The 21,611-nt window shown below is 45.7% G+C and carries 18 protein-coding genes; 3 read left to right on the forward strand and 15 right to left on the reverse strand.

Annotated features, from left to right (window positions below):
* Nucleotides 1-54: 54 nt before the first annotated feature.
* The 4 genes from VHA02S_RS19350 to VHA02S_RS19365 form a co-directional block, all read right to left on the reverse strand.
* Complete coding sequence (locus tag VHA02S_RS19350; protein WP_005438347.1) at nucleotides 55-1,266, reverse strand: aspartate aminotransferase family protein; 1,212 nt, start codon at nucleotides 1,264-1,266, stop codon at nucleotides 55-57.
* A 361-nt stretch (nucleotides 1,267-1,627) separates the two neighbouring features.
* Entirely contained in the window at nucleotides 1,628-2,215 is a 588-nt protein-coding gene (locus VHA02S_RS19355; protein ID WP_038897871.1) for an aminodeoxychorismate/anthranilate synthase component II, read from the reverse strand.
* Nucleotides 2,216-2,404: 189 nt separating this feature from the next.
* Nucleotides 2,405-5,575 carry an ExeM/NucH family extracellular endonuclease gene (locus VHA02S_RS19360; RefSeq protein ID WP_038897870.1) on the reverse strand — a complete coding sequence of 1,057 codons (3,171 nt, stop codon included), beginning with the start codon at nucleotides 5,573-5,575 and terminating at the stop codon, nucleotides 2,405-2,407.
* Between the two features lie 21 nt (nucleotides 5,576-5,596).
* Entirely contained in the window at nucleotides 5,597-6,673 is a 1,077-nt protein-coding gene (locus VHA02S_RS19365) for a porin (RefSeq protein ID WP_038897869.1), read from the reverse strand.
* 624 nt (nucleotides 6,674-7,297) lie between these two features.
* On the opposite strand from VHA02S_RS19365, the gene VHA02S_RS19370 reads away from it, so the two are divergent.
* Nucleotides 7,298-7,693 carry a hypothetical protein gene (locus VHA02S_RS19370; protein ID WP_005451435.1) on the forward strand — a complete coding sequence of 132 codons (396 nt, stop codon included), beginning with the start codon at nucleotides 7,298-7,300 and terminating at the stop codon, nucleotides 7,691-7,693.
* A 51-nt stretch (nucleotides 7,694-7,744) separates the two neighbouring features.
* Here VHA02S_RS19370 and trpS read toward each other — a convergent pair whose 3' ends face one another.
* The 5 genes from trpS to nsrR all read right to left on the reverse strand — a co-directional run bounded on the left by trpS (nucleotide 7,745) and on the right by nsrR (nucleotide 13,560).
* On the reverse strand, nucleotides 7,745-8,782 hold the full coding sequence (gene trpS, locus VHA02S_RS19375; protein WP_005432761.1) for a tryptophan--tRNA ligase: 1,038 nt from the start codon (nucleotides 8,780-8,782) through the stop codon (nucleotides 7,745-7,747).
* Nucleotides 8,783-8,898: 116 nt separating this feature from the next.
* The gene (locus tag VHA02S_RS19380; protein WP_005438341.1) at nucleotides 8,899-9,585 is read right to left on the reverse strand and encodes a phosphoglycolate phosphatase; all 687 of its coding nucleotides are present in this window, start codon (nucleotides 9,583-9,585) and stop codon (nucleotides 8,899-8,901) included.
* A 125-nt stretch (nucleotides 9,586-9,710) separates the two neighbouring features.
* Nucleotides 9,711-10,454, reverse strand: a complete 744-nt coding sequence (gene rlmB / locus VHA02S_RS19385) for a 23S rRNA (guanosine(2251)-2'-O)-methyltransferase RlmB (protein ID WP_005451431.1) — start codon at nucleotides 10,452-10,454, stop codon at nucleotides 9,711-9,713.
* A 76-nt stretch (nucleotides 10,455-10,530) separates the two neighbouring features.
* A complete protein-coding gene (gene rnr, locus VHA02S_RS19390) occupies nucleotides 10,531-13,017 on the reverse strand; it encodes a ribonuclease R (protein ID WP_005451428.1) in 2,487 nt (828 codons plus the stop codon).
* 117 nt (nucleotides 13,018-13,134) lie between these two features.
* Nucleotides 13,135-13,560 carry a nitric oxide-sensing transcriptional repressor NsrR gene (nsrR, locus tag VHA02S_RS19395; protein WP_009703335.1) on the reverse strand — a complete coding sequence of 142 codons (426 nt, stop codon included), beginning with the start codon at nucleotides 13,558-13,560 and terminating at the stop codon, nucleotides 13,135-13,137.
* Nucleotides 13,561-13,671: 111 nt separating this feature from the next.
* Here nsrR and hmpA point away from each other — a divergent pair, with 111 nt between their 5' ends.
* Nucleotides 13,672-14,856, forward strand: a complete 1,185-nt coding sequence (gene hmpA, locus VHA02S_RS19400) for an NO-inducible flavohemoprotein (protein ID WP_038897868.1) — start codon at nucleotides 13,672-13,674, stop codon at nucleotides 14,854-14,856.
* 106 nt (nucleotides 14,857-14,962) lie between these two features.
* Here the strand turns inward: hmpA and motX are convergent, their stop codons facing one another.
* A complete protein-coding gene (gene motX / locus VHA02S_RS19405) occupies nucleotides 14,963-15,598 on the reverse strand; it encodes a flagellar protein MotX (protein WP_005451422.1) in 636 nt (211 codons plus the stop codon).
* 230 nt (nucleotides 15,599-15,828) lie between these two features.
* Nucleotides 15,829-17,145 carry an adenylosuccinate synthase gene (locus tag VHA02S_RS19410; protein WP_005451418.1) on the reverse strand — a complete coding sequence of 439 codons (1,317 nt, stop codon included), beginning with the start codon at nucleotides 17,143-17,145 and terminating at the stop codon, nucleotides 15,829-15,831.
* Between the two features lie 173 nt (nucleotides 17,146-17,318).
* On the opposite strand from VHA02S_RS19410, the gene VHA02S_RS19415 reads away from it, so the two are divergent.
* Complete coding sequence (locus VHA02S_RS19415; RefSeq protein ID WP_038897867.1) at nucleotides 17,319-17,504, forward strand: DUF2065 domain-containing protein; 186 nt, start codon at nucleotides 17,319-17,321, stop codon at nucleotides 17,502-17,504.
* Nucleotides 17,505-17,611: 107 nt separating this feature from the next.
* On the opposite strand, the gene hflC is transcribed toward VHA02S_RS19415, so the two are convergent.
* From hflC to hfq, 4 genes are read right to left on the reverse strand one after another with little or no spacing between them, the layout of a single operon-like run.
* Complete coding sequence (hflC, locus tag VHA02S_RS19420) at nucleotides 17,612-18,592, reverse strand: protease modulator HflC (RefSeq protein WP_009697541.1); 981 nt, start codon at nucleotides 18,590-18,592, stop codon at nucleotides 17,612-17,614.
* Between the two features lie 2 nt (nucleotides 18,593-18,594).
* Nucleotides 18,595-19,797, reverse strand: a complete 1,203-nt coding sequence (gene hflK, locus VHA02S_RS19425) for an FtsH protease activity modulator HflK (RefSeq protein WP_005451415.1) — start codon at nucleotides 19,795-19,797, stop codon at nucleotides 18,595-18,597.
* A gap of 45 nt (nucleotides 19,798-19,842) precedes the next feature.
* A complete protein-coding gene (gene hflX / locus VHA02S_RS19430; RefSeq protein WP_005451407.1) occupies nucleotides 19,843-21,132 on the reverse strand; it encodes a ribosome rescue GTPase HflX in 1,290 nt (429 codons plus the stop codon).
* A 38-nt stretch (nucleotides 21,133-21,170) separates the two neighbouring features.
* The gene (hfq, locus tag VHA02S_RS19435; protein WP_038897865.1) at nucleotides 21,171-21,434 is read right to left on the reverse strand and encodes an RNA chaperone Hfq; all 264 of its coding nucleotides are present in this window, start codon (nucleotides 21,432-21,434) and stop codon (nucleotides 21,171-21,173) included.
* Nucleotides 21,435-21,611: the final 177 nt, after the last annotated feature.

Below are 21,611 nucleotides of genomic sequence, written 5' to 3' on the forward strand. Positions count from 1 at the left end.
CCATCAGAGATCCTTGATGGGGGTGTCTAGGTTGACGATAAGCGGAGATCGCGCTTAAACCAGCGTTGCGATCGCTTTATCCAGCTTCGCCAAACCTTCTTCGATTTCTTGTTGTGTGATAACGAGTGATGGTGTGAAACGTACGACATTGGCACCCGCAACCAATACCATGAGACCTTGTTTACCTGCAGCAACCAGTACGTCACGCGCACGACCTTGCCACTCTTCATTCAGTGCAGCACCAAGCAGTAGACCTTTACCGCGCACTTCAGAGAAGATGTTGTATTTCGCGTTGATCTTCTCCAGACCTTCACGGAACATCGCTTCACGCTCTAGTACGCCAGCCAGTACTTCTGGTTTTGTCACTTCTTCAACAACCGCTTCTGCAACTGCACACGCTAGTGGGTTACCACCGTAAGTTGAACCGTGCGTGCCCACTTTCATGTGCTCAGCCAATTTTGCCGTCGTTAACATGGCACCGATAGGGAAACCGCCACCCAGTGATTTCGCTGTGCTTAGAATGTCTGGCGTAATGCCTAGACCTTGGTATGCGTAGAAGTGACCCGTACGACCGTTACCAGTTTGCACTTCATCGAAGATCAACAGTGCGTTATGCTTGTCGCACAGCTCGCGAACCGCTTGAGCGAATTCAGGAGTTGGTGGAATGATGCCGCCCTCACCTTGCAGAGGCTCCATCATTACGGCACAAGTGCGATCCGACATGTGTGCTTGAAGTGCTTCGATATCGTTGTAAGGAAGGTGTGTCACATCGCCAGGTTTAGGACCAAAACCGTCTGAGTAAGCCGCTTGACCGCCTACTGTTACCGTGAAGAAAGTACGACCGTGGAAACCTTGTTTGAATGCGATAATTTCAGATTTCTCTGTACCATGAACGTCTGCTGCGTAACGACGTGCTAGCTTTAGTGCCGCTTCGTTTGCTTCTGCGCCAGAGTTAGCGAAGAACACTCGCTCAGCAAAGCTGACTTCTGTTAACTTCTTCGCCAATCGCAGTGCTGGCTCGTTAGTCATAACATTACTTAGGTGCCAAAGCTTGTTACCTTGCTCAGTCAATGCGTTCACCATAACTGGATGACAATGACCAAGACAGCTCACCGCAATACCACCAGCAAAGTCGATGTATTCATTTCCGTTCTGATCCCAAATGCGTGAACCTTCACCTTTTACAGGGATCATTTCCATCGGGTTATAGCAAGGTACCATTACCTCATCGAATAAACCGCGCTCTACTTTGTTTTCCGTTGTCATTGCACATTCCTTCTTGATACCGCATGCCTAGCAGATAAGCGAATTTAACCGGCACTCTTTGCCAGCAAATAATGTTTTGCATTTAAGCTATTGCGGCATTGTATTTACATTTAATTAACCATTTCAATAGTGATTTATTCTTTTCGCTTCCGAGCGCGACTACCCATACTCACTATCTATGATTATTTATGCACCAAGAAACGCAAATAGAGAAGCGATTTTTTATAAAAGTTATGTATAGCAAGGTTTAGAAAGAAAGGAGAAAAATGAATAGCCGCCACCAAATAGACAGAACGCATAGTTTTGCATTCCCATTCTCAGGCGAAAAACATGAAGAATTTGTTAAGAAAGGTGATCGCGATCAGATCGCTTTGCGCGCAAGAAAGTTCGCAAGCAGTTCGTGACCTTGTTCTGTCTTAATCGACTCAGGATGGAACTGTACCGCGTCAATTGGCAGGGTTTTATGCTGATAACCCATGATTTCGTCCATGGCTCCGTCAGGCAGTTCAGTCCAAGCGGTCAATTCAAACACATCAGGTAATGTGCCGTTTTTCACCACGAGAGAGTGGTAGCGGGTTACCGTAAGTGGGTTATTAAGGTTTTTAAACACACTGCGACCGTTGTGACGAATTGGTGATGTCTTGCCGTGCATCACTTGTCGAGCACGTACCACTTCCCCTCCAAACACCTGCGCAATCGCCTGATGACCAAGGCAAACGCCTAAGATTGGTAACTTACCAGCAAAGTATTCGATAGCTTGTAGAGAGATACCCGCTTCGTCAGGGGTACAGGGACCTGGAGAGATCACCAAATGAGTTGGGTTGAGCGCCTCAATGCCTTGGATGTCGATTTCATCGTTACGCACCACCTTTACGTCTGCACCAAGCTCGCAGAAGTATTGGTAAAGGTTGTAGGTAAAAGAGTCGTAGTTATCGATGATCAACAACATAAAAGGTCGGTTGCTCCAATCCGTTTTGGCAATGCTTAAGTGGTGAATCGCCACGTTCGTGACAATCAAGGGCGGTATTTTGCTATACCAAGCAAGAAAGGCAAGTTTTTGCTGAATAAAAAGGCCAGCATAGGCTGGCCTTTGGTCTTTACAGCTATTTAGAAACTGTTTGTCAGGAAATAAATTCGCTTAGCGACGACGGCGTAGGAAGCCTAGACCTAGCATCGCAAGTAGCGCGCCAAAGCCAAATGAACCACCAGAACCATCTTTTTCTGGGTGAACAGGTTTCACATTGCTTGAATCACGTTTAATAAACTCCACATCCGTCACTTTCTGGTTAACAACACCTGAAGTTTCGTTGTTCAGAGTCATCGTCAGCTCATACTTACCAACTGGTAGTTTTGCTGAATCAAACATCACCATTTGCGCACCATCTTTATCCAGTGTCACTTTTGGTAGTGCTGGAGCATCAGCCGGAACAGGAGAAATAGACAAGGTTGCTACATCACCCTTTTGAGCCGTCGCTGGAACTGCGTAACCGATATCTGCGCGACCGCTCTTCGTTGCGATTGTCACAAGTCGCTCACCAGCCTCACCGTACTTGTAGCCTAGTGTAACGAGAGCAGAATCGTGGTCAGACGAACGGTATGGGTCTTGTGAGTAGAATGGGTTTGGTTCATTCGTATCACCGCCCTTGTACTTGCTGTTGTAATCGTACAGTGACGACTCTGGCGCATTAATGTGCCAATCAACAGCATCAATTAAGCGCTTATCTAGTGAACCAGAGATCAATAGGTGATCCAACGAGCCCACTTCATCATTGTATGAGTAACTCCAAGCCGTTTCGCCTGCAGGCATCATTCGATCAACCGCGTTGATGTAACCGTAAGTCTTAGTAATGACTTTGCCTTCTGGACCAAATTGAGGCAGTTTACCAATGAAGGTGTAACCCGCTGCAGTCAGAGTTTTACCTGTTGGGTTAGACGTTAGAACCAGCATTGGATCTTCGTGTGCGTAAGAGTTCATGTCACCAAGAACTACTTTGTCACCTTCGATCTTCGCCATCTCTTCACCTAGGTGGTAAGCCGCAGCAACACGGAAGTTCTCACAAGAACCCTGGAAGTCATCATCGCTCTTCACATTATCTTTTGAAGGATCGAATTTTTCCCATGTTTCCCAACCTTTCCAATCTTCGTAACAAGTCGAACCTTTAGATTTCAAGTGGTTTACCGAAACCGTTAGACGCTTACCTGTGTTCAAGACTTGGAAAGTAGCCGCTACCGTATTACGTTGGTAGTTATCACCGCTCTCACGGATTTCACCTTTGCTGTCTGTGATTGGAGCACCGTTTTCATCGACGATCATTGGTGCATGTTGACTTGGCATCGGGATAACTTGACCAGAGATCACAGAGACTTTTGATGGGCGGTAAATAATACCTGTAGTAATCGCATCAGAGCCGACCGTATCTTGGTCATCCAGAATGGTGTCGCCGTTTTTATCAAAACCAACGAACACGTAACGGTTGTGGATAGAGTTTGACTTATTACGGTCACCGTAATCTTCATCGTCGTACTTCGCATTGATTGCGGCAAGCAATTCATTGATTGCACCAAAGTCACCGAAACCGTTGTTCTCGATTTCCATCAAACCAACGATATCCGCATCTAGACCGTAAATTGCTTCTACAATCTTGGCTTGTTGACGATCAAAGTCCAGCTGTGATTCAGCACCACGGTTGTCACCAAAGCTGTTATCAGAACCGCCATATGGTGAGTTGAAGTAGTTCAGTACGTTTTGTGTTGCGATACGAATGTTGAATGAATCAGCCGCAGAGTACGCATCGTTTGTTTCCTTGATCGAAGGCGCTTTAGTTCGATCGGTATTGTGGATGAACGCTTTGCTATCAACCGTATTCGTTGGGATCAAACGGAACTCGTTGTACGAGTAATGCAGAACACCTTCTAAACCAACGACAGAGTCGTTGATGCGGATGTAGTTTTTCTTTGGATCAGCAAAGAAATCTGGGTAGTAAGGAATTTGACCATTTGGTGCTTTAGCATCGGTATCAACATAAACACGGAAGTCTTTGTTTTCTGCTTTTTGTGCCAGAGATTCTGCGCTGCCTGCTACATGATCTTGGTTTGGCTGTGGATTTGGACGCTTGTATGCCAATACCATGTTGTTACGGAAGCTATCAAAATCAAAGCTGAACGAACGAGAAACACGCATGTTCTGCTCGCCATCTTCAGCTGCATCCATATCTTTCACCAATCGAACAGGCATGCCTTCTAGACGTTCCAGTGTCGAACGGAAGTTTTCATCATCGCTATCGATACGAACCATATCAACTGGTGTTGGTGGTACCTGAGAAGCGTTTTCTACTTCCCAAATGTCATTCGTTGGAATCAGTGTTGTTACACCATAGTTCTCTTTTACTTTGGCACGAACACAGATTTGTTGACCAACCATGTCTTGAGACAGCTCGCCTTTCGTCTGAACGAACACACCGTCTGATGTCTTAACATTACCATCAGCATTGTTGTCGTAAAGGAAGAAACCCTTCACTAGATTCGTAGTTACCGCACTCACAACACCTGTCACTAAGTACTCATCTGCCGACTCGTAACCAGACTCAATCAGAGGCGATGAATAACCTTCACCTTGCACTTCACCAATGGTTTTGTAAGAAAGACTGCCTGCAGCATCAGCACATGGCGTGTTTTCTGGTGGTGTAATTGGATCGTTATTTACTGCAGTAGGATCACCAAGACCACCGAAGTCGTCTTTTGCAAACTTGTCCCACTGAGATTCATCATATGTCGTCGCTTGTGTTGAACCTGCTTTACGGCGCATGGTTCGGTCATCCCAAAGCTTATCGCCCTTGTAACCGTAAGTACCAAAGATATCCTTAATGTCCGCTTCCGCTGAGCTTGTACCCAACCACACTGCGTCATCACCGTTGAAGTTCATTGCTGAGTGTTTTACTTCATCGTAAGTACCAGCAACAACTGTCACGTCCTTACCGCCCAAACGTTCAATGAACGCTCGCATTTCAGCACCCGCGTCACCATTAATAACAACGATGCTCTTACCAGGTTGTAAAGTTCTACCATCCTTACCTTTCAGTACGTTGTTACCATCTTTATCTTTAATCTGGTTTTTGTAAGACGAGTAGTACAGCGACAGTGTACCGTCAAAGGTATGTGCTGCAGAGCCTATGTTGGTAATTTCGACGGCTTTATTTGATGCCGAGCCTTCAACATACTCAGAAATAATGATGTCGTTAATATCCGCAAATGCTGCGCCACTTAGCACACTACTAATCGCACCCGCGAGTAGGGTCATTTTTTTATTCATGGGAAATCTCTCTATCGTGGGTTAGAAGTAAACGCGCGCATAAGCGTAAGCGTCTTGAGCAGCATCACCAGCGTTCATTTCAAGCGCAATAATGCTTGAGCTGGTTGGTTTGTAGTTCACGCCTAGCGTGCCCCATGTGCGGCTTGTACCCCAGCTGTATCGCTTACCATCCCAAACATCACTGCTTGGATCCCACGCTTCATATTCTTCGTAGTTGTAAGAGCCCACGAGCTCCCACTGCTTGGTGAAAATGTATTTCGCAGAAACCAAAGCACCTTGGTTTTCTTGGGTCTGGTAATCATTGAAGATGCTTTGCTTGTTCTCTTTATCGGTGTTATCGATAACCGTTTCTTTGCGAGCAATATCTTCTTCTTCGTAGAACGCGTTGAAGCCTAAGTGAATGGTGTCGTTAACTGCGTAACGCATACCAAAACCAATCAAACGTTGTTCACCGTACTTCGACTTACCATCAGAACCACCGCGACCTTCTAAACCAACAACAGCTGAGAAGCTATCGCCAAAGTAGCCAATGTAGCCGTTCACAATGTCACCCAGCTCAGAACCAGATGAAGACTTACCACCGTAAGTGTATGAAGCACCGACTTTTACATCATCAAAGTAACGACCTTCGTATTTGATTGTTACGTCTTGGTCACCAGCTTCACCAGTTTCTACAGTTGTATCAAAAGTGAAGTCACCCCACTTATCGTAATCATCAAATGCTGTATCCGTCAGGCCGGCTTCAATGTACTGGTTTTCCCACACATCGTAGCCAACAAATAATTTATCGATGGTTAGAACTAGATCGCCAGAACCGTGCTTCCAATTCTCACGTTCATAATCTAGCTCTAGACGGTAGTGCATTTTGTCTCGCTTACCTTTGACGCCTAACGTAGCGAAAGAGTCATCGATGTAGCTTTTTTCATCAGTGTAAAATTCACCGTATTCGTAGTTTGCGCCAACATGTCCGCCAACACCCACTTCGCCATACAGTTTTAGAAAGTCTCCGTTGTCATCTTCATATATGGTCGCAGCATTGACCGCTGTCGCCATAAATAGCGAAGAGATCGCTATAGCCACTGCATTTCTTTTCAGCATGCCTATTTCCTTGTTGTATTTAATTTCAAATGGAATTTCGTTCTATATGTCAAACTGGGCTCTGGCGTTTATTTAACCAATACTATTGAGTGTTTAATCGGTAAGTTTTGAGCGCGAAAAGTCTCCTGACCTATTCCTTGTGAGGAAGATCACAGTTCAACTTGATTCATTTATTAACTAGATAAATCTCTCTTTTTTATGCAAAAAGAAAAGTAAAAGGCATGCTAATTGAGAAATGTTTCACAAATATTTAGTTATTATTATGAGGTGTTTTATACATTCAACAGATTTTGTTGTTAACAGAATTAACAATAACTTTAAATATGTAAAATTAGATCAATTACTCAGTTTTATATTTCCCATAATGTTAAGCAAAATATTAATAATGGTTTTAACAAGGCTGTTTCGTATATTACTTAGGTCATTTTCCGAGCAATAAACATCAACACTTGCTAATTTAGTGGTTCATTTTCTTTATTTTATTGCGAATCATTCTCCTTTTAATGGCTGATTTTATAAATTAATCATTATTTTCGACACTAACACCTAGTCAATTTGATAATCAGGGGTTATAACAACGCAGCAGGATATCCATAAAAACTCATATTAAAAACAGGACTGAAAATGAGACGATTTCAACCAGTTGCGCTAACTCTCGCTTGCTCGGTATTTCTTGCTGGATGCCAAGCCATCCCAGACGAACTCAAGACAAGCCAACCATTAAAGCCGAACACAACCCAACACTTAATTGAGAACGCTAAAGCCGAGCTTAACCAGTATGAACACTTTGATGTAAGTGATGAGGGGATGATTACTTTCACCGCTCAGTTGCCGCGATTCTCGCGTTACGCTTGGGATCCAGTTTCGATTACCGAATCAAGCTATCAAATCGCATGCGAGGATCTGCGTTACTTCACGGAACGCGGTTTTGTTATAAAAGCATGGTTTGCAGGACCACGAGGACGTGCCGAGTACTACAATATGGCACGTTGCGAGGAAGAAGCCTCTTCCAGAAAATAAGCATAAAAAAAGCTCCACCAATGGTGGAGCTTTTTTGTATTCGAATTTTACCTATGGGCGAGCGACAAAACCTACAGCTTCGTACGCTTTCTTCAACGTTTCAGCCGCACGTGCCGATGCTTTCTCAGCGCCTTGCTTCATTACTTCGTTCATGTAAGCGCGGTCAGCACGAATGCGGTGGTATTCAGCCTGAATTGGCTCAAGCATAGTAACTAGAGCTTCACCAACGTCTTTCTTGAATGGACCGTACATTTCAACGCCTTGGTATTTCGCTTCAATCTCTTCAAAGCTCATGCCTGTTGCCGCAGAGTACAGCCCCATTAGGTTAGAGATACCTGCCTTGTTGTCCCAGTCGTGAGCGATACGCGGTGGCGTTTCTGTGTCGGTTTGCGCTTTGTTGATCTTCTTAATGATCGACTTAGGCTCTTCCAACAGCGTGATAACGTTCTTACGGTTGTCATCAGATTTAGACATCTTCTTGGTTGCGTCTTGAAGGCTCATTACACGCGCATTTACCGTCGGAATGTAAGGCTCTGGCACTTGGAAGATTGGCTGCTCTGGTGAGTAGATGTTGTTAAAGCGGTTAGCAATATCACGCGCTAGCTCTAGGTGTTGCTTCTGGTCGCTACCTACAGGCACTTGGTGTGCGCCGTACAGCAGGATGTCTGCCGCCATCAGTACTGGGTAGTCAAACAGACCAACGTTTACATCACCAAACTGGCTCGAACTGTCGTTTGAGTAACGTGCAGATTTGTCTTTAAACTGCGTCATACGACCCAGTTCACCCATTTGGGTGTAACAGTTAAGAAGCCAACCAAGTTGAGCATGCTCTGGTACGTGTGACTGAACAAATAACGTGCTCTTCTTCGGGTCAACACCAACTGCCAGACAGATCGCCAGTGCGTCTAGAGTCGCTTCATGCAGCGCTTTAGGGTCCTGACGAACCGTAATCGCGTGAAGGTCTACCACACAGTATTGGCAATCATAATCGTCTTGCATCTGCTGCCATTGACGTAGAGCACCCAAGTAGTTACCGATACTTAGTTCACCTGAAGGTTGAACACCACTCAATACAATGGGTTTGCTCATTAGAATGATTCCTTTGACTTCTTAATCTAATTAAATGAAAAAAACCGTGCAGTAATAGGTGCACGGTTTACTCAGTGTACTCATTAACGAGTATTTTGGAAGCTCTTTTGTAGCCGTTATGCAGAAACCGCTACAACGTCCAATAATTCTGCCAAACTGTCAGCGACAAAATCTGGATTTGATGCTGAGATAGACTCACCGTGGTTGTAACCATAAGTCAGACCAAATGAGGCACAGCCTGCATTCTTTGCCGCGAGAATGTCGTTCTTCGAGTCGCCGACCATCAACATTTCACTTGGTTGGATTTGGTGTTTTTCCATCAGCCAGTTCAGTGCTACTGGGTTTGGTTTTTTCTCTGGAAATGCATCGCCACCTAGCACATCAACAAAGTATTTTGCGATGTCGTGCTTTTCTAAAACATCAGGCACAAACTTCGAAGGCTTGTTGGTTACCAATGCCATAACAAAGCCGGCTTTGTGTAACTCTTCCAGTGTCTCTTTTACCGTCGGGTAAAGGTGGCTTAATTTGTGACCGCTTTGATCATAGTAGTCATCAAACAGTACACGCGCTTTTGCACGAAGCTCTTCACTCAACTCTGGGTTGATGGTCAGGCTTTGGCTTAGTGAGCGTCCAATCAGCACGTCTGCACCGTTACCAACATAGTCACGAACCTGCTCTTCTGAAACAGAAGGAAAACCAAGAGCTTGAACGGCTTGGTCTGCCGCAACCGCTAGATCCGGCACGCTATCAAGCAAAGTACCGTCTAGGTCAAAGGCAATGAATTTAATGTCTTGTTGAGTCATAACTTCCCTGAAGATTTTTATTTATAAATCGGTGAAAACGACAAAGGATGGCACCCCATCCTTTGTTTTTATCATTGTGTCTGACTTTGTAGTAACTATTTGTTTATTAGAAATTTATTTAGCAATTACTTTGCAGCAATACGCTGACGAACCGCTTCAAACAAACAAATGCCAGATGCCACAGATACGTTCAAGCTTGAAACGCTACCTGCCATTGGGATCTTAATCAAATCATCACAGGTTTCGCGAGTCAGACGACGCATGCCGTCACCTTCTGCACCCATTACGATAGCAAGAGGACCCGTTAGTTTTGCTTGGTAAATATCGTGCGTCGCTTCGCCCGCCGTACCAACAAACCAGATGCCTTGCTCTTGCAGTGTACGCATAGTACGAGCCAAGTTGGTCACTCGGATCAATGGCACGACTTCTGCTGCACCACAAGCTACTTTGCTTACAGTTGCGTTCATCGGTGCAGAGCGATCTTTCGGTACGATGATCGCTGCTACGCCAGCTGCGTCGGCATTACGTAGACAAGCCCCTAGGTTATGCGGATCCGTCACGCCATCCAACACCAATAGTAGCGGTGACTCGTGCTGCGCTAGGATGCCATCGATGTCGTTTTCGTTCAGCTGTTTCGCTGGCTTCACGCGAGCGATGATGCCTTGGTGGTTTGCGCCACGCGCTTTGTCATCCAAGGTTTTACGCGTCATTTGCTGAATCGAAACACCACATACCTGAAGGTCATTTAAAATTGGCATTAGGCGATCGTCTTGACGACCTTTTAGCACAAATGCTTCGATAAAACGCTCTGGTTCGCGCTCCAATACCGCCTTCACTGCGTGAATGCCGTAGATAAATTCGTTACTCATTGTTTAACCTGTTGTTCTGGTCGTATTGCCTGCGCCAATCTACCCCTTTAAATCCAGACTAGATTGGCGATTCAGCCTACTCAGCGTCGCTCTTAGTACGCTTAGTCTTTCTCGGCTTACTGTGTGGCTTTTTCTTGCGTGCTTTCTTCGGCTTTTTAGCACCTTCAGTGTCACTGCGTTTTGCTCCATTTTTGCGAGGTTTTTCTGCTTCAGCAGATTCTGGTCGCTTGGTTGGTTCAATCGCAGGTATTGCACGAGTGCCGCCTTTCGTTGCCGCACGTTTTTTCTCTTTCGCTTTGCGTTTGGCATCCGCTGCGCGTTTCTTCGCAGTCTTACCTTTGCCGCGTAGCTTACGGCTTGTTTCGATTAATTCAAAGTCAATTTGCTTGTCATTTAAGTTAACCGCAAGCACTTTCACTTTTACCGCATCGCCTAGGCGATAGATGTTACCGAAGCTTTCGCCGATAAGTCTTTGACCAATAGGATCAAATTGGTAGTAGTCGTTCGCTAGCGTTGAAATATGCACCAAACCATCGATATGCAGTTCCGTCAGACGAACAAAGAAACCAAAGCTGGTTACATTGGCAATAACACCATCCAGCTCGTCGCCAACATGGTCTTGCATGTATTCACACTTCAACCAATCTGCCACTTCACGAGTTGCGTCGTCTGCACGCCGCTCTGTCATCGAACATTGCTCACCGTAGAAGTCCATGTCGTCAAACGAGTAATGGTAACCGCCAGTTGGTGTCCAACGATCTTGGTTGCGACCTTCTTCTTTAGCAATCAGGTACTTGATTGCGCGGTGCAGCAACAGGTCAGGGTAACGACGAATTGGCGACGTGAAGTGCGCGTAACGTTTCAGCGCTAGACCAAAGTGACCGGCATTGTCTGCGTTGTATACCGCTTGCTTCATTGAGCGCAGTAACATGGTTTGAATCAGTTCTTTGTCCTGACGTTCTGCAATTTGTTTTACCAAATCTGCATAATCGGTTGGTGATGGCTCTAAACCACCTTTCAGATCCAGACCTAGCTCACTGAGGAAATCACGGAACCCCTGCAGGCGCAGTTCACCCGGAGATTCGTGAACACGGTACAACGCTGGCTCTTTTGCTTTCTCAACGTAAGACGCTGAAGCGATGTTCGCTAGGATCATACATTCTTCGATGATCTTATGTGCGTCGTTACGAATTACCGGCTCGATGCTTTCAATCTTACGATCCGCATTGAAGATAAATTTAGCTTCAACGGTTTCGAATTCAATCGCACCACGGTTATCACGCGCTTCTTTAAGTACTTTGTACATCGCGTGCAGCTCTTCAAGGTGAGGAACGACAGCGTGATAACGCATGCGCAGCTCTTCATCCCCTTCTAGAATCGCACCCACTTTGTTGTAAGTCAGACGCGCATGCGAGTTCATCACAGCTTCGTAGTGTTTATAGCCTGATAGCTTACCGGTGTCAGAGATGGTCATCTCACATACCATACACAAGCGATCAACCTGAGGGTTAAGTGAACACAAACCGTTTGATAGCACTTCAGGTAGCATTGGCACAACTTGCGATGGAAAGTATACCGAGTTACCACGGTTGATGGCTTCTTTGTCCAGCGCAGAGTCTGTACGCACGTAGTAACTTACGTCAGCAATTGCGACCCATAGGCGCCAACCGCCACTCTTTTTCTTCTCACAGTAAACCGCATCATCAAAGTCACGAGCGTCTTCGCCATCAATGGTTACTAGCGGCAAGTCACGTAGATCGACACGACCTTCTTTTGCTTCTTCTGGAACTTCTTCGCCCAGATTTTCGATCTGTTTATCGACGGCTGCTGGCCAATCGTGTGGAATTTGGTGGGTACGGATTGCTATTTGCGTTTCCATGCCCGGCGCCATGTTCTCACCAAGAACTTCAACCACTTTACCCATCATGCCACGTGAGCGAGAGCCGCGATCAGTAATCTCAATAACGACCACGTTACCCATACGAGCACCTGCTTTGTGCTCATTTGGGATCAGAATATCTTGGCTGATGCGAGAGTCATCTGGCACAACGTATGAGTAGCCGTATTCAAGGAAGAAACGCCCCACGATCTGCGTGTTACGCTCTTCTAAAACACGAACAAGACGACCTTCACGACGACCACGCTTGCTATTGTCAGTTGGTTGCACCAACACGTAGTCACCGTGGATGATGTGCTTCATCTGGTGATGCGGCAGTACAATGTCATTATCCTTGCCGACACTGCCTTCTGGACGAACCCAACCATGACCATCTTTGTGACCAATTACGTAACCTTTCACCATCTCAAGTTTTTCTGGCAACGCATAACACTGACGGCGCGTAAATACGAGCTGACCATCACGCTCCATTGCGCGCAGTCGACGGCGTAAACCTTCGTAATGCTCTTCACCTTCAAGTTTTAGCGCTTCAAACAAATCATTGCGATTCATCGGTACGCCCGCTTCTTCTAGAAACTCAAGAATGAACTCTCGGCTTGGGATTGGATTTTCGTAATTTTTGGATTCACGATCTGCGAAAGGATCGTTTGGAATATTGTCTGACATAGGCACGCCTATCTAGCAAGGAAGGTATAGAGCTAGTATATCCGAGTCTCTCGATAAGCTACAGAAATTGCTTTAAAAAAGAGTGTCAGTGAGAAGATTTATAGAACGTTAAGAAGGCTAAGGACGGGTAAGTAAGATCAGCAGTTCAGAATTATCACTTAATAGCTCTTCAATCGTGCAGCCATCTAATTCAGCCAAAAACGCCATTTTCGCTTTCGCTAGCTTTTCTTTTAGACGACATGCCGGCGTGATATGGCAAAATTCCACAGAACAATTCACCAAATCTAATGGCTCTAAATCACGCACCACACCACCGACAGTGATGTCTTGCGGCGCTTTCATCAAACGAATACCACCATTTTTACCGCGCACCGTATGCACATAACCAAGCTGACCAAGACGGTTAATCACTTTCACCATATGGTTACGTGATACACCAAATAAATCAGTCACTTCGGTAATATTTGTCAGCTCATCTTTTGGCAATGAAGCCAAGTAAATCAAGGTTCTGAGCGCATAATCGGTAAAGCTAGTTAACTGCATGTTGCTATCCTCTGTAGTAGCAAAATTGTAATTCTTTTCTTGATCGAAAGATACATTTGAGATACAACTTTAAACATGCATTACAAATACAACTTTAAATAGGAAGCCATTATGCTCAGCAACCAAACCATTGATATCGTGAAAGCAACCGCACCACTTCTTGCTGAAACCGGTCCGAAGTTAACGGCACACTTTTACGATCGTATGTTCACCCATAACCCTGAGTTGAAAGACATTTTCAACATGAGTAATCAGCGTAATGGTGACCAACGTGAAGCTCTATTTAATGCAATCTGCGCTTACGCAACCAACATCGATAACCTACCAGCACTGCTTGGTGCAGTAGAAAAAATCGCCCATAAACACACCAGTTTTATGATCACCAAAGATCAGTACCAAATCGTTGGTACACATCTACTTGCGACGATCGACGAGTTGTTCTCTCCGGGTCAGGAAGTGATTGATGCATGGGCAGAAGCTTATGACGTGCTGGCCAATGTATTTATTCAGCGTGAAGAGCAAATCTACCAAGAGAATGCAGCACTGCAAGGTGGCTGGCGTGGCCTGCGTGAATTTGAGTTGGTGGGCAAGCAGCTTGAGAGCGAAAACATCTGTAGCTTTGTTTTCAAACCAACCGATGGTGAAGTGGTTTCTGAGTACAAACCTGGTCAATACCTAGGTATCTACATCAACAGTGATAAGTTCGAAAACCAAGAGATTCGCCAATACAGCCTATCCTCTGCGGTTCAAGAGAACACTTACCGTATCTCGGTAAAACGTGAAGAAGGCGGTAAAGTATCGAACTTCCTTCACGATGAGTTGAGCATCGGCGATAAGGTGCAACTTGCGGCACCTGCGGGTGATTTCTTTATGGATGTGGACGCGGCTACACCGGTTGTTTTGGTATCAGCGGGCGTTGGTCTAACTCCGACTCTATCAATGCTTGAGAGCCTTTCTGAGCACCAAGCACCAGTCACATGGGTACATGCTACAGAAAACGGTCAACAACACGCATTCAAACAGCACGTAAACCAGCTCGTAAATGCTAAAGAGAACATGAACTCGTTGGTTTGGTACAACCAACCAACAGCAGAAGACAAGATTGGTGAAGACTTCCACTTCACCGGTTTCGTCAACTTAACTGAAATTGAAGCAGCCCTTAAGCAAGACAACGTACAAGTCTACTTCTGTGGTCCTGTTGGCTTTATGCAGCACGTCGCGAAACAATTACTTGAGCTTGGCGTAGCGCAAGAGCAGTTCCATTACGAGTGCTTTGGTCCACACAAAGTCGTTTAATCGCCTGCAATTACGCTTCGGGAAAAACAACAAAGCCCACATGATGTGGGCTTTGTTGTATGTATTGGCAGAGCTTTATGAAGTTACTGGTGTTTTAAGAGTACACCTACCAGAAAGTGTCGCGGCGCTTAGCGCGCGCAATAATGTTTTGTGGCATGCGTTGCTCAAGACCGTTTCTCAGCATCGCAATACGTTTGTGCTTTCTTTGATCGGCAGTCACCGAATTATAAAGCCAACGGTAGGCATCTTCGTAATCCAACGGACTACCGTAATCACGCAGCAATAGCTCAGCAAGATGAATACGCGCATTTAAGTTGCCCATTGCCGCCGCTTCTCGCAGGTATGGGATTGCACGTTCTTTATCTTGTTGGACTAAAGTACCGCGAGAGTAATAGCGACCTAGCTGCTCTAGTGCAGCTGGCAAGCCTTGGTGGGCTGCATTTTCCATGTAGTAAAGACCGAGCTCTACGTCTTGCTCTACACATACGCCCCACGCCAACATATCGCCATAAAGGAATTCATAAGACGGCAAGTTAATGCGCGTCGCACGTGCCACGATATCTTCCACTAGCTGGCAGTTATCAGCGCGCACGCGTTCTAAGTGCTTATTCTGCTCAATAAGCTTAATAAGCTCTGCTTCGGTGTAGATGGGGACAGGCGCCCCTACATCGGCAACATCTGCCCAAGCCGATGTCGCACTCAGCATCAATAACAGTGAAGCAGCCACTGTTCGTAACTTCATAAATGTACTCTTTAAGGTATCTAAGAAACCAAAGATCAGCCAAGGATCTCCTCTGCTTGATAACCTTATCGGCAAAGGTCAGTTAAGCTTTAGGCAATTTTTGCCTCCTACTTAAGCTTAACGGCAAATATTTGCCACGGCGAGTCGCATTTTTCGGCAGTGAACCCAACTCACAGATACAAAAAAACCGGCTATAAAAGCCGGTTTTTATAATCTCTAACGAGTATCGATTAAGCTTCGAATGGGTGAACCTTAATGATAGTTTCGTTACGGTCAGGACCTGTAGAGATGATGTCTACTGGCACGCCAGTTAGCTCTTCGATACGCTTGATGTAATCTAGAGCAGCTTGTGGTAGCTCTTCGATTGATTTCGCACCGAATGTGTTCTCAGACCAACCTGGCATTGTTTCGTAGATAGGCGTTGCTTTTTCGAATGCTTCAGCAGCCATCGGAGAAACTTCTAGCGTAGAGCCATCTTCCATCTTGTAACCAGTACAGATTTTTAGCTCTTCTAGACCATCTAGTACGTCTAGTTTAGTTAGACAGAAACCAGATACAGAGTTGATTTGGATTGCACGACGCATAGCAACAGCATCGAACCAACCAGTACGGCGTAAACGACCTGTTGTCGCACCAAACTCGTGACCAACTTCACCTAGGTGTTTACCTACTGGATCTTGCTTGTCTAGACCGTCGTATAGCTCAGTCGGGAATGGACCTGCACCAACGCGAGTACAGTAAGCTTTCGCGATACCAAGGATGTAACCGATGTGACGAGGACCGAAACCAGAACCTGCAGCAACACCACCAGCAGTCGTGTTAGAAGAAGTTACGTACGGGTAAGTACCGTGGTCGATATCAAGTAGAGTACCTTGTGCACCTTCGAACATGATCTTGTCGCCGCGCTTACGTGCTGCGTCTAGTTCGTCAGTTACGTCGATAACCATTGAAGTTAGTAGTTCAGCGTAGCCTTTCGCTTGCTCAAGTACTTCTTCGTAGCTTACTGGCTCAGCTTTGTAGAAGTTAACTAGTTGGAAGTTATGGAATTCCATTACTTCTTTTAGTTTCTCTGCAAAAGTAGCCATATCGAATAGGTCGCCAACGCGTAGACCGCGACGAGCAACTTTATCTTCGTATGCTGGACCGATACCACGACCCGTTGTACCGATAGCTTTTTTACCGCGAGCGATTTCGCGAGCTTGGTCCATTGCAACGTGGTAAGGAAGAATTAGAGGACATGCTTCAGAAATGAAAAGACGTTCGCGTACTGGAATGCCGCGCTCTTCAAGAGGTTTCATTTCTTTAATTAGAGCTTCAGGCGATAGTACAACACCGTTACCGATAACGCATTTTACGTTATCGCGAAGGATACCTGATGGAATTAAGTGAAGAACGGTTTTTTCACCGTCAATTACAAGTGTGTGACCTGCGTTGTGACCGCCTTGGTAGCGTACCACGTATTTTGCATCTTCAGTTAAAAGGTCTACGATTTTACCTTTACCTTCGTCACCCCATTGGGTGCCTAGAACGACTACGTTATTTCCCATCTTTCCAAGTCTGATTGCTAGTTAAAAATGGATTCTAGCACTGAATCACTCTTCTTGCAGTCATTTTTTGTTCACAGAGTTGATACTAGAATGCAAACTCGCCACCCCTGCTCATTTCGAAATCACTACATCGCTGATAATATTTACTTTTCAGAATTCAACTAGGAATCATGATGTCTGAGTCTATTTGGCTAGCGATAGGGCTAGTATTGATTGTTGAAGGTATGGGACCATTGGTCGCCCCAAATGGCTGGCGCAACATGGTGGCTCAGTTGAGTGAGCAGCCAGATAACCAATTACGTCGCATTGGTGGTTGCTTAGTGGTAGCAGGGGCTGTCATCGCTATCATGATGAGTTAATCACGCTTCTGACTCTATCTTGAATTTGTCTAGCAGATACCGTTAGAAACAAAAGATACAAAAAAGGCTCCATAACGGAGCCTTTTCAATTTGCGGTAACGCTTAGGTTATTTCGCTTCTGCGCCTTTCGCGTTGTTCATGTATTGGAAGAATTCACTCTTCGGATCCAGAACAAGGATGTCACTCTTAGAGCTGAACGATTTCTCGTAAGCTTTTAGAGAACGTAGGAAGCTGAAGAACTCAGGATCTTTGTTGTACGCATTTGCGTAGATCTTCGCCGCTTCTGCATCCGCTTCACCTCGTGTTACACGAGCTGTTTTGTCTGCTTCAGCAAGAATCGTCGCTACTTCAAGCTCAGCTTGTGCGCGGATTACTTCTGCTTTCTCACGACCTTGAGAACGGTGTTTACGAGCTACCGACTCACGCTCTGCGCGCATACGACGGTAGATAGATTCACTGATCTCATCTGGTAGGTTGATCTTCTTCATACGGAAGTCGACGATACGAACACCCAAGTCTTTCATTGCGCTGTCACGCGTGTCTTTCAACACTTCAGACATGATTAGGTCACGTTCGCCATCGATTTCTAATGCTTCACGAGCCGCCTCAGTGCTCACTTCATCACTGCTTGCGTCTTCTGGAAGTACGTCGTTATTACGTGGGCCAGATACGATTTGCTTGATTTCACGAGAACCGATTTCTGCACGTAGAACGTCTGTTACTTTACGCTCAAGAAGCGCTTCAGCAGTCAGCGTGTTACCACCGCCAGTTGCTAGGTAGTAACGACCGAAATCCTCAATACGCCACTTCACGTAGGTATCGATGATTACGTCTTTTTTCTCAGACGTTACGAAACGGTCAGCACGACCATCCATTGTTTGGATACGCGCATCTAGTGTTTTCACGCGGTCAAACAAAGGCATTTTGAAATGCAGACCCGGCTCGTAAATACGAGTAATGTCGTTGTTGTCTTTCAAGACACGACCAAATCGAACCACAATACCGCGGTCGCCTTCAGGAATCACAAACAGTGACATCAGCATCAATGCCAGTGCGATGACCAGTACAGGGATCATTAACTTACGCATTCTTAGTATCTCCCTTGACGTGTACCAGTTGAACGAGACTGCGTGTTCGAAGTGTCTTCTTGCGAACGCTCAGATTCCAATTGGATGTGATCGTACGTTGAAGTCGATTTCGATTTACGTTTAGTGTCTGTTTGACCATCTTGACCAGCCAGTTTATCGATTGGAAGGTAAAGAAGGTTGCCGCTAGATTCAGAGTCAATCAACACTTTCGATGTGCTTGAGTAAACCTCTTCCATCGCGTCTAGGTACAGACGGTCACGAGTTACACCAGGTGCCGCTTGGTATTCAGGCAGTAGTTTTTCAAACTGAGCTACTTGACCAAGAGCTTCGTTGGTTACACGCTCGTTGTAACCTTGCGCTTCTTTCTTCAAACGCTCTGCACGACCTGTTGCTTTCGGCAAGATTTCGTTCTTGTAAGCTTCTGCTTCACGGATGAAACGCTCTTCATCCTCACGCGCAGCGATTGCATCATCAAACGCATCTTTAACTTGCTCTGGCGGACGCGCAGACTGGAAGTTCACATCAACAATCACGATACCCATATCGTAGCTATCGATGATTTGATTTAGCGTTTCTTGTGTCGTTTGACGGATTTGCTGACGACCACTTGTTAGGATGCTATCCATCAGTGAGTCACCAATTACCGCACGTAGCGCCGAATCTGTTGCTTGACGCAAGCTGTCGTCTGCATTGGTTACGCGGTATAGATATTTGTATGGGTCAGCAACACGGTATTGAACGTCCATTGCTACTGTTACTACGTTTTCATCTTTTGTCAGCATTAGACCAGATGCACGTAGCGAACGAATCGCTTGCACGTTAACCGCTTCGTATTCGTCGATAAAACGAGGACGCCAGTTCAGACCTGGGTCTACGATACGGTCGTATTTACCTAAACGCAGCACAACACCACGTTCTGCTTCACCGATGGTGTAAAAACCAGCGAAGAACCACACCGCAATCGCAATAACCGCAATTACGCCGAAGCCAATTGCACCACCGCCACCGCCGATAGAAGAACCACCGCCGCCTTTTTTACCAAACTTGCCACCCAGCTTTTGACTCAGTTTGCTGAACACTTCATCTAAATCTGGCGGACCTTGATCTCGGCCACCAGGACGCTGGCCACCACGATTATTATTACCCCAAGGGTCATTATCGCGGCCATTGTTGCCGTTGTTATTTCCAGGCTCATTCCACGCCATTAGAAAGCTCCATCATTTGATATGACGTTATACTGTAGCAGTCCTTTAAGTGACTATAAAGTCGACTAAAACTGCCCCTTCTCTTTTTTCAAGTCTAGACCAATCTACCTGTTGCATTCGAATATCGATCAACAAGTTACCTTCCTGGTCATATTCCTCACGTTGAATACACTTCATTTGGAAGAATGTACTACGGAATCGTCCTTGATACTGTGGAGGAATTCGCAACTGATGCTCAACCATTTGCGACGCTAAACGCTCGGTCAGCGCGTCAAACAGAAGATCAATGCCTAATCCATCCATTGCAGAAACCCAGACCGCGCGAGGCACGCCTTCCTCATCTCGTTCTATACGTGGTTTCTGCTCTTCTAGATTGTCAATCTTGTTCATTACTACGAGCGTCGGCACTTCATGTGCATCGATCTCTTCTAAGACTTCATGAACAGCTTGAATATTCTCACGAAAACGCTCGTCACTGGCATCAACAACATGTAACAAAATGTCAGCTTCTTGCGTTTCCTGCAAGGTTGCTTTGAAGGCAGCAACCAAATCGTGAGGCAGGTGTCGGATAAAACCAACAGTATCTGCAAGTATTGCAGGTCCTACATCTGCTAACTCTATCTTACGTAAAGTTGGGTCAAGAGTAGCAAACAGTTGATCTGCCGCGTAAACGCCAGCTTCTGTAATACGGTTGAAGAGTGTCGACTTACCCGCGTTGGTGTAGCCCACGAGAGAAATGGTTGGTATTTCAGCTCGGTTTCGGGCACGGCGTCCTTGTTCACGCTGCTTGGCCACTTTTTCAAGTCGACGCAAGATAGCTTTGATTCTGTCACGCAATAAACGGCGGTCGGTTTCTAATTGGGTTTCACCTGGACCACGTAGACCGATACCGCCTTTCTGCCTTTCAAGGTGCGTCCAACCGCGAATCAAACGAGTAGAAATATGGCGAAGTTGGGCTAGCTCAACTTGTAGCTTACCTTCGTGTGTTCGTGCTCGTTGAGCAAAGATATCGAGGATGAGACCGGTGCGGTCGAGAACTCGACATTTGCACAGTGCTTCGAGGTTACGTTCTTGGGCAGGAGAGAGGGAGTGATTAAAAATCACAATTTCAGCGCCAGTTAATTGCACCGCAGTAGCAATTTCTTGTGCCTTACCCTCTCCGACATAGTATTTCGGGTGTGGGGATTGACGACTACCAGTCACAACTTGTAGCGTCTCTACCCCAGCGGAAGAAACCAGCATTTCGAATTCAGCTAGATCTTCCCATTCACCTTCTTGCGTGAAGTTGATATGAACAAGTACGGCTCGCTCACCGGATTCATAACGGTCAAACAAGCAATCAACTCCTTATTGTAAAAATACTAAATGAAGAATTAATCTTCAGATTTCTCTTGTGGACGATCACCTTGAGCACGAGCACCGCTGTGGTGGCTTACTGGACGAGCCGGCACAACTGTAGAGATTGCGTGCTTGTACACCATTTGGTTAACAGTGTTCTTCAATAGGATCACGAATTGATCGAAAGATTCGATCTGACCTTGCAGTTTGATACCGTTCACAAGGTAGATAGATACCGGGATACGCTCACGACGTAGCGCATTTAGGAATGGGTCTTGTAGAGATTGCCCCTTAGCCATTTTATTTTCCTTATTTAATTTGTAGTTGTAATTATTTAGCTAGTGGTGCAATGCAAAAGGTACTGCTTTTTGCATCTGAGCTAAACGAATCAAAAATGCACCCTAAGTAATTAGCAGCATAGTATAAAAACCGCCAATAACAGATCCTTTGAGAGTGCGTTCACGCAAAAACGATCA

The sequence above is a fragment of the Vibrio harveyi NBRC 15634 = ATCC 14126 = KCTC 12724 genome, assembly GCF_001591145.1.
Taxonomy (GTDB): Bacteria; Pseudomonadota; Gammaproteobacteria; order Enterobacterales; family Vibrionaceae; genus Vibrio; species Vibrio harveyi.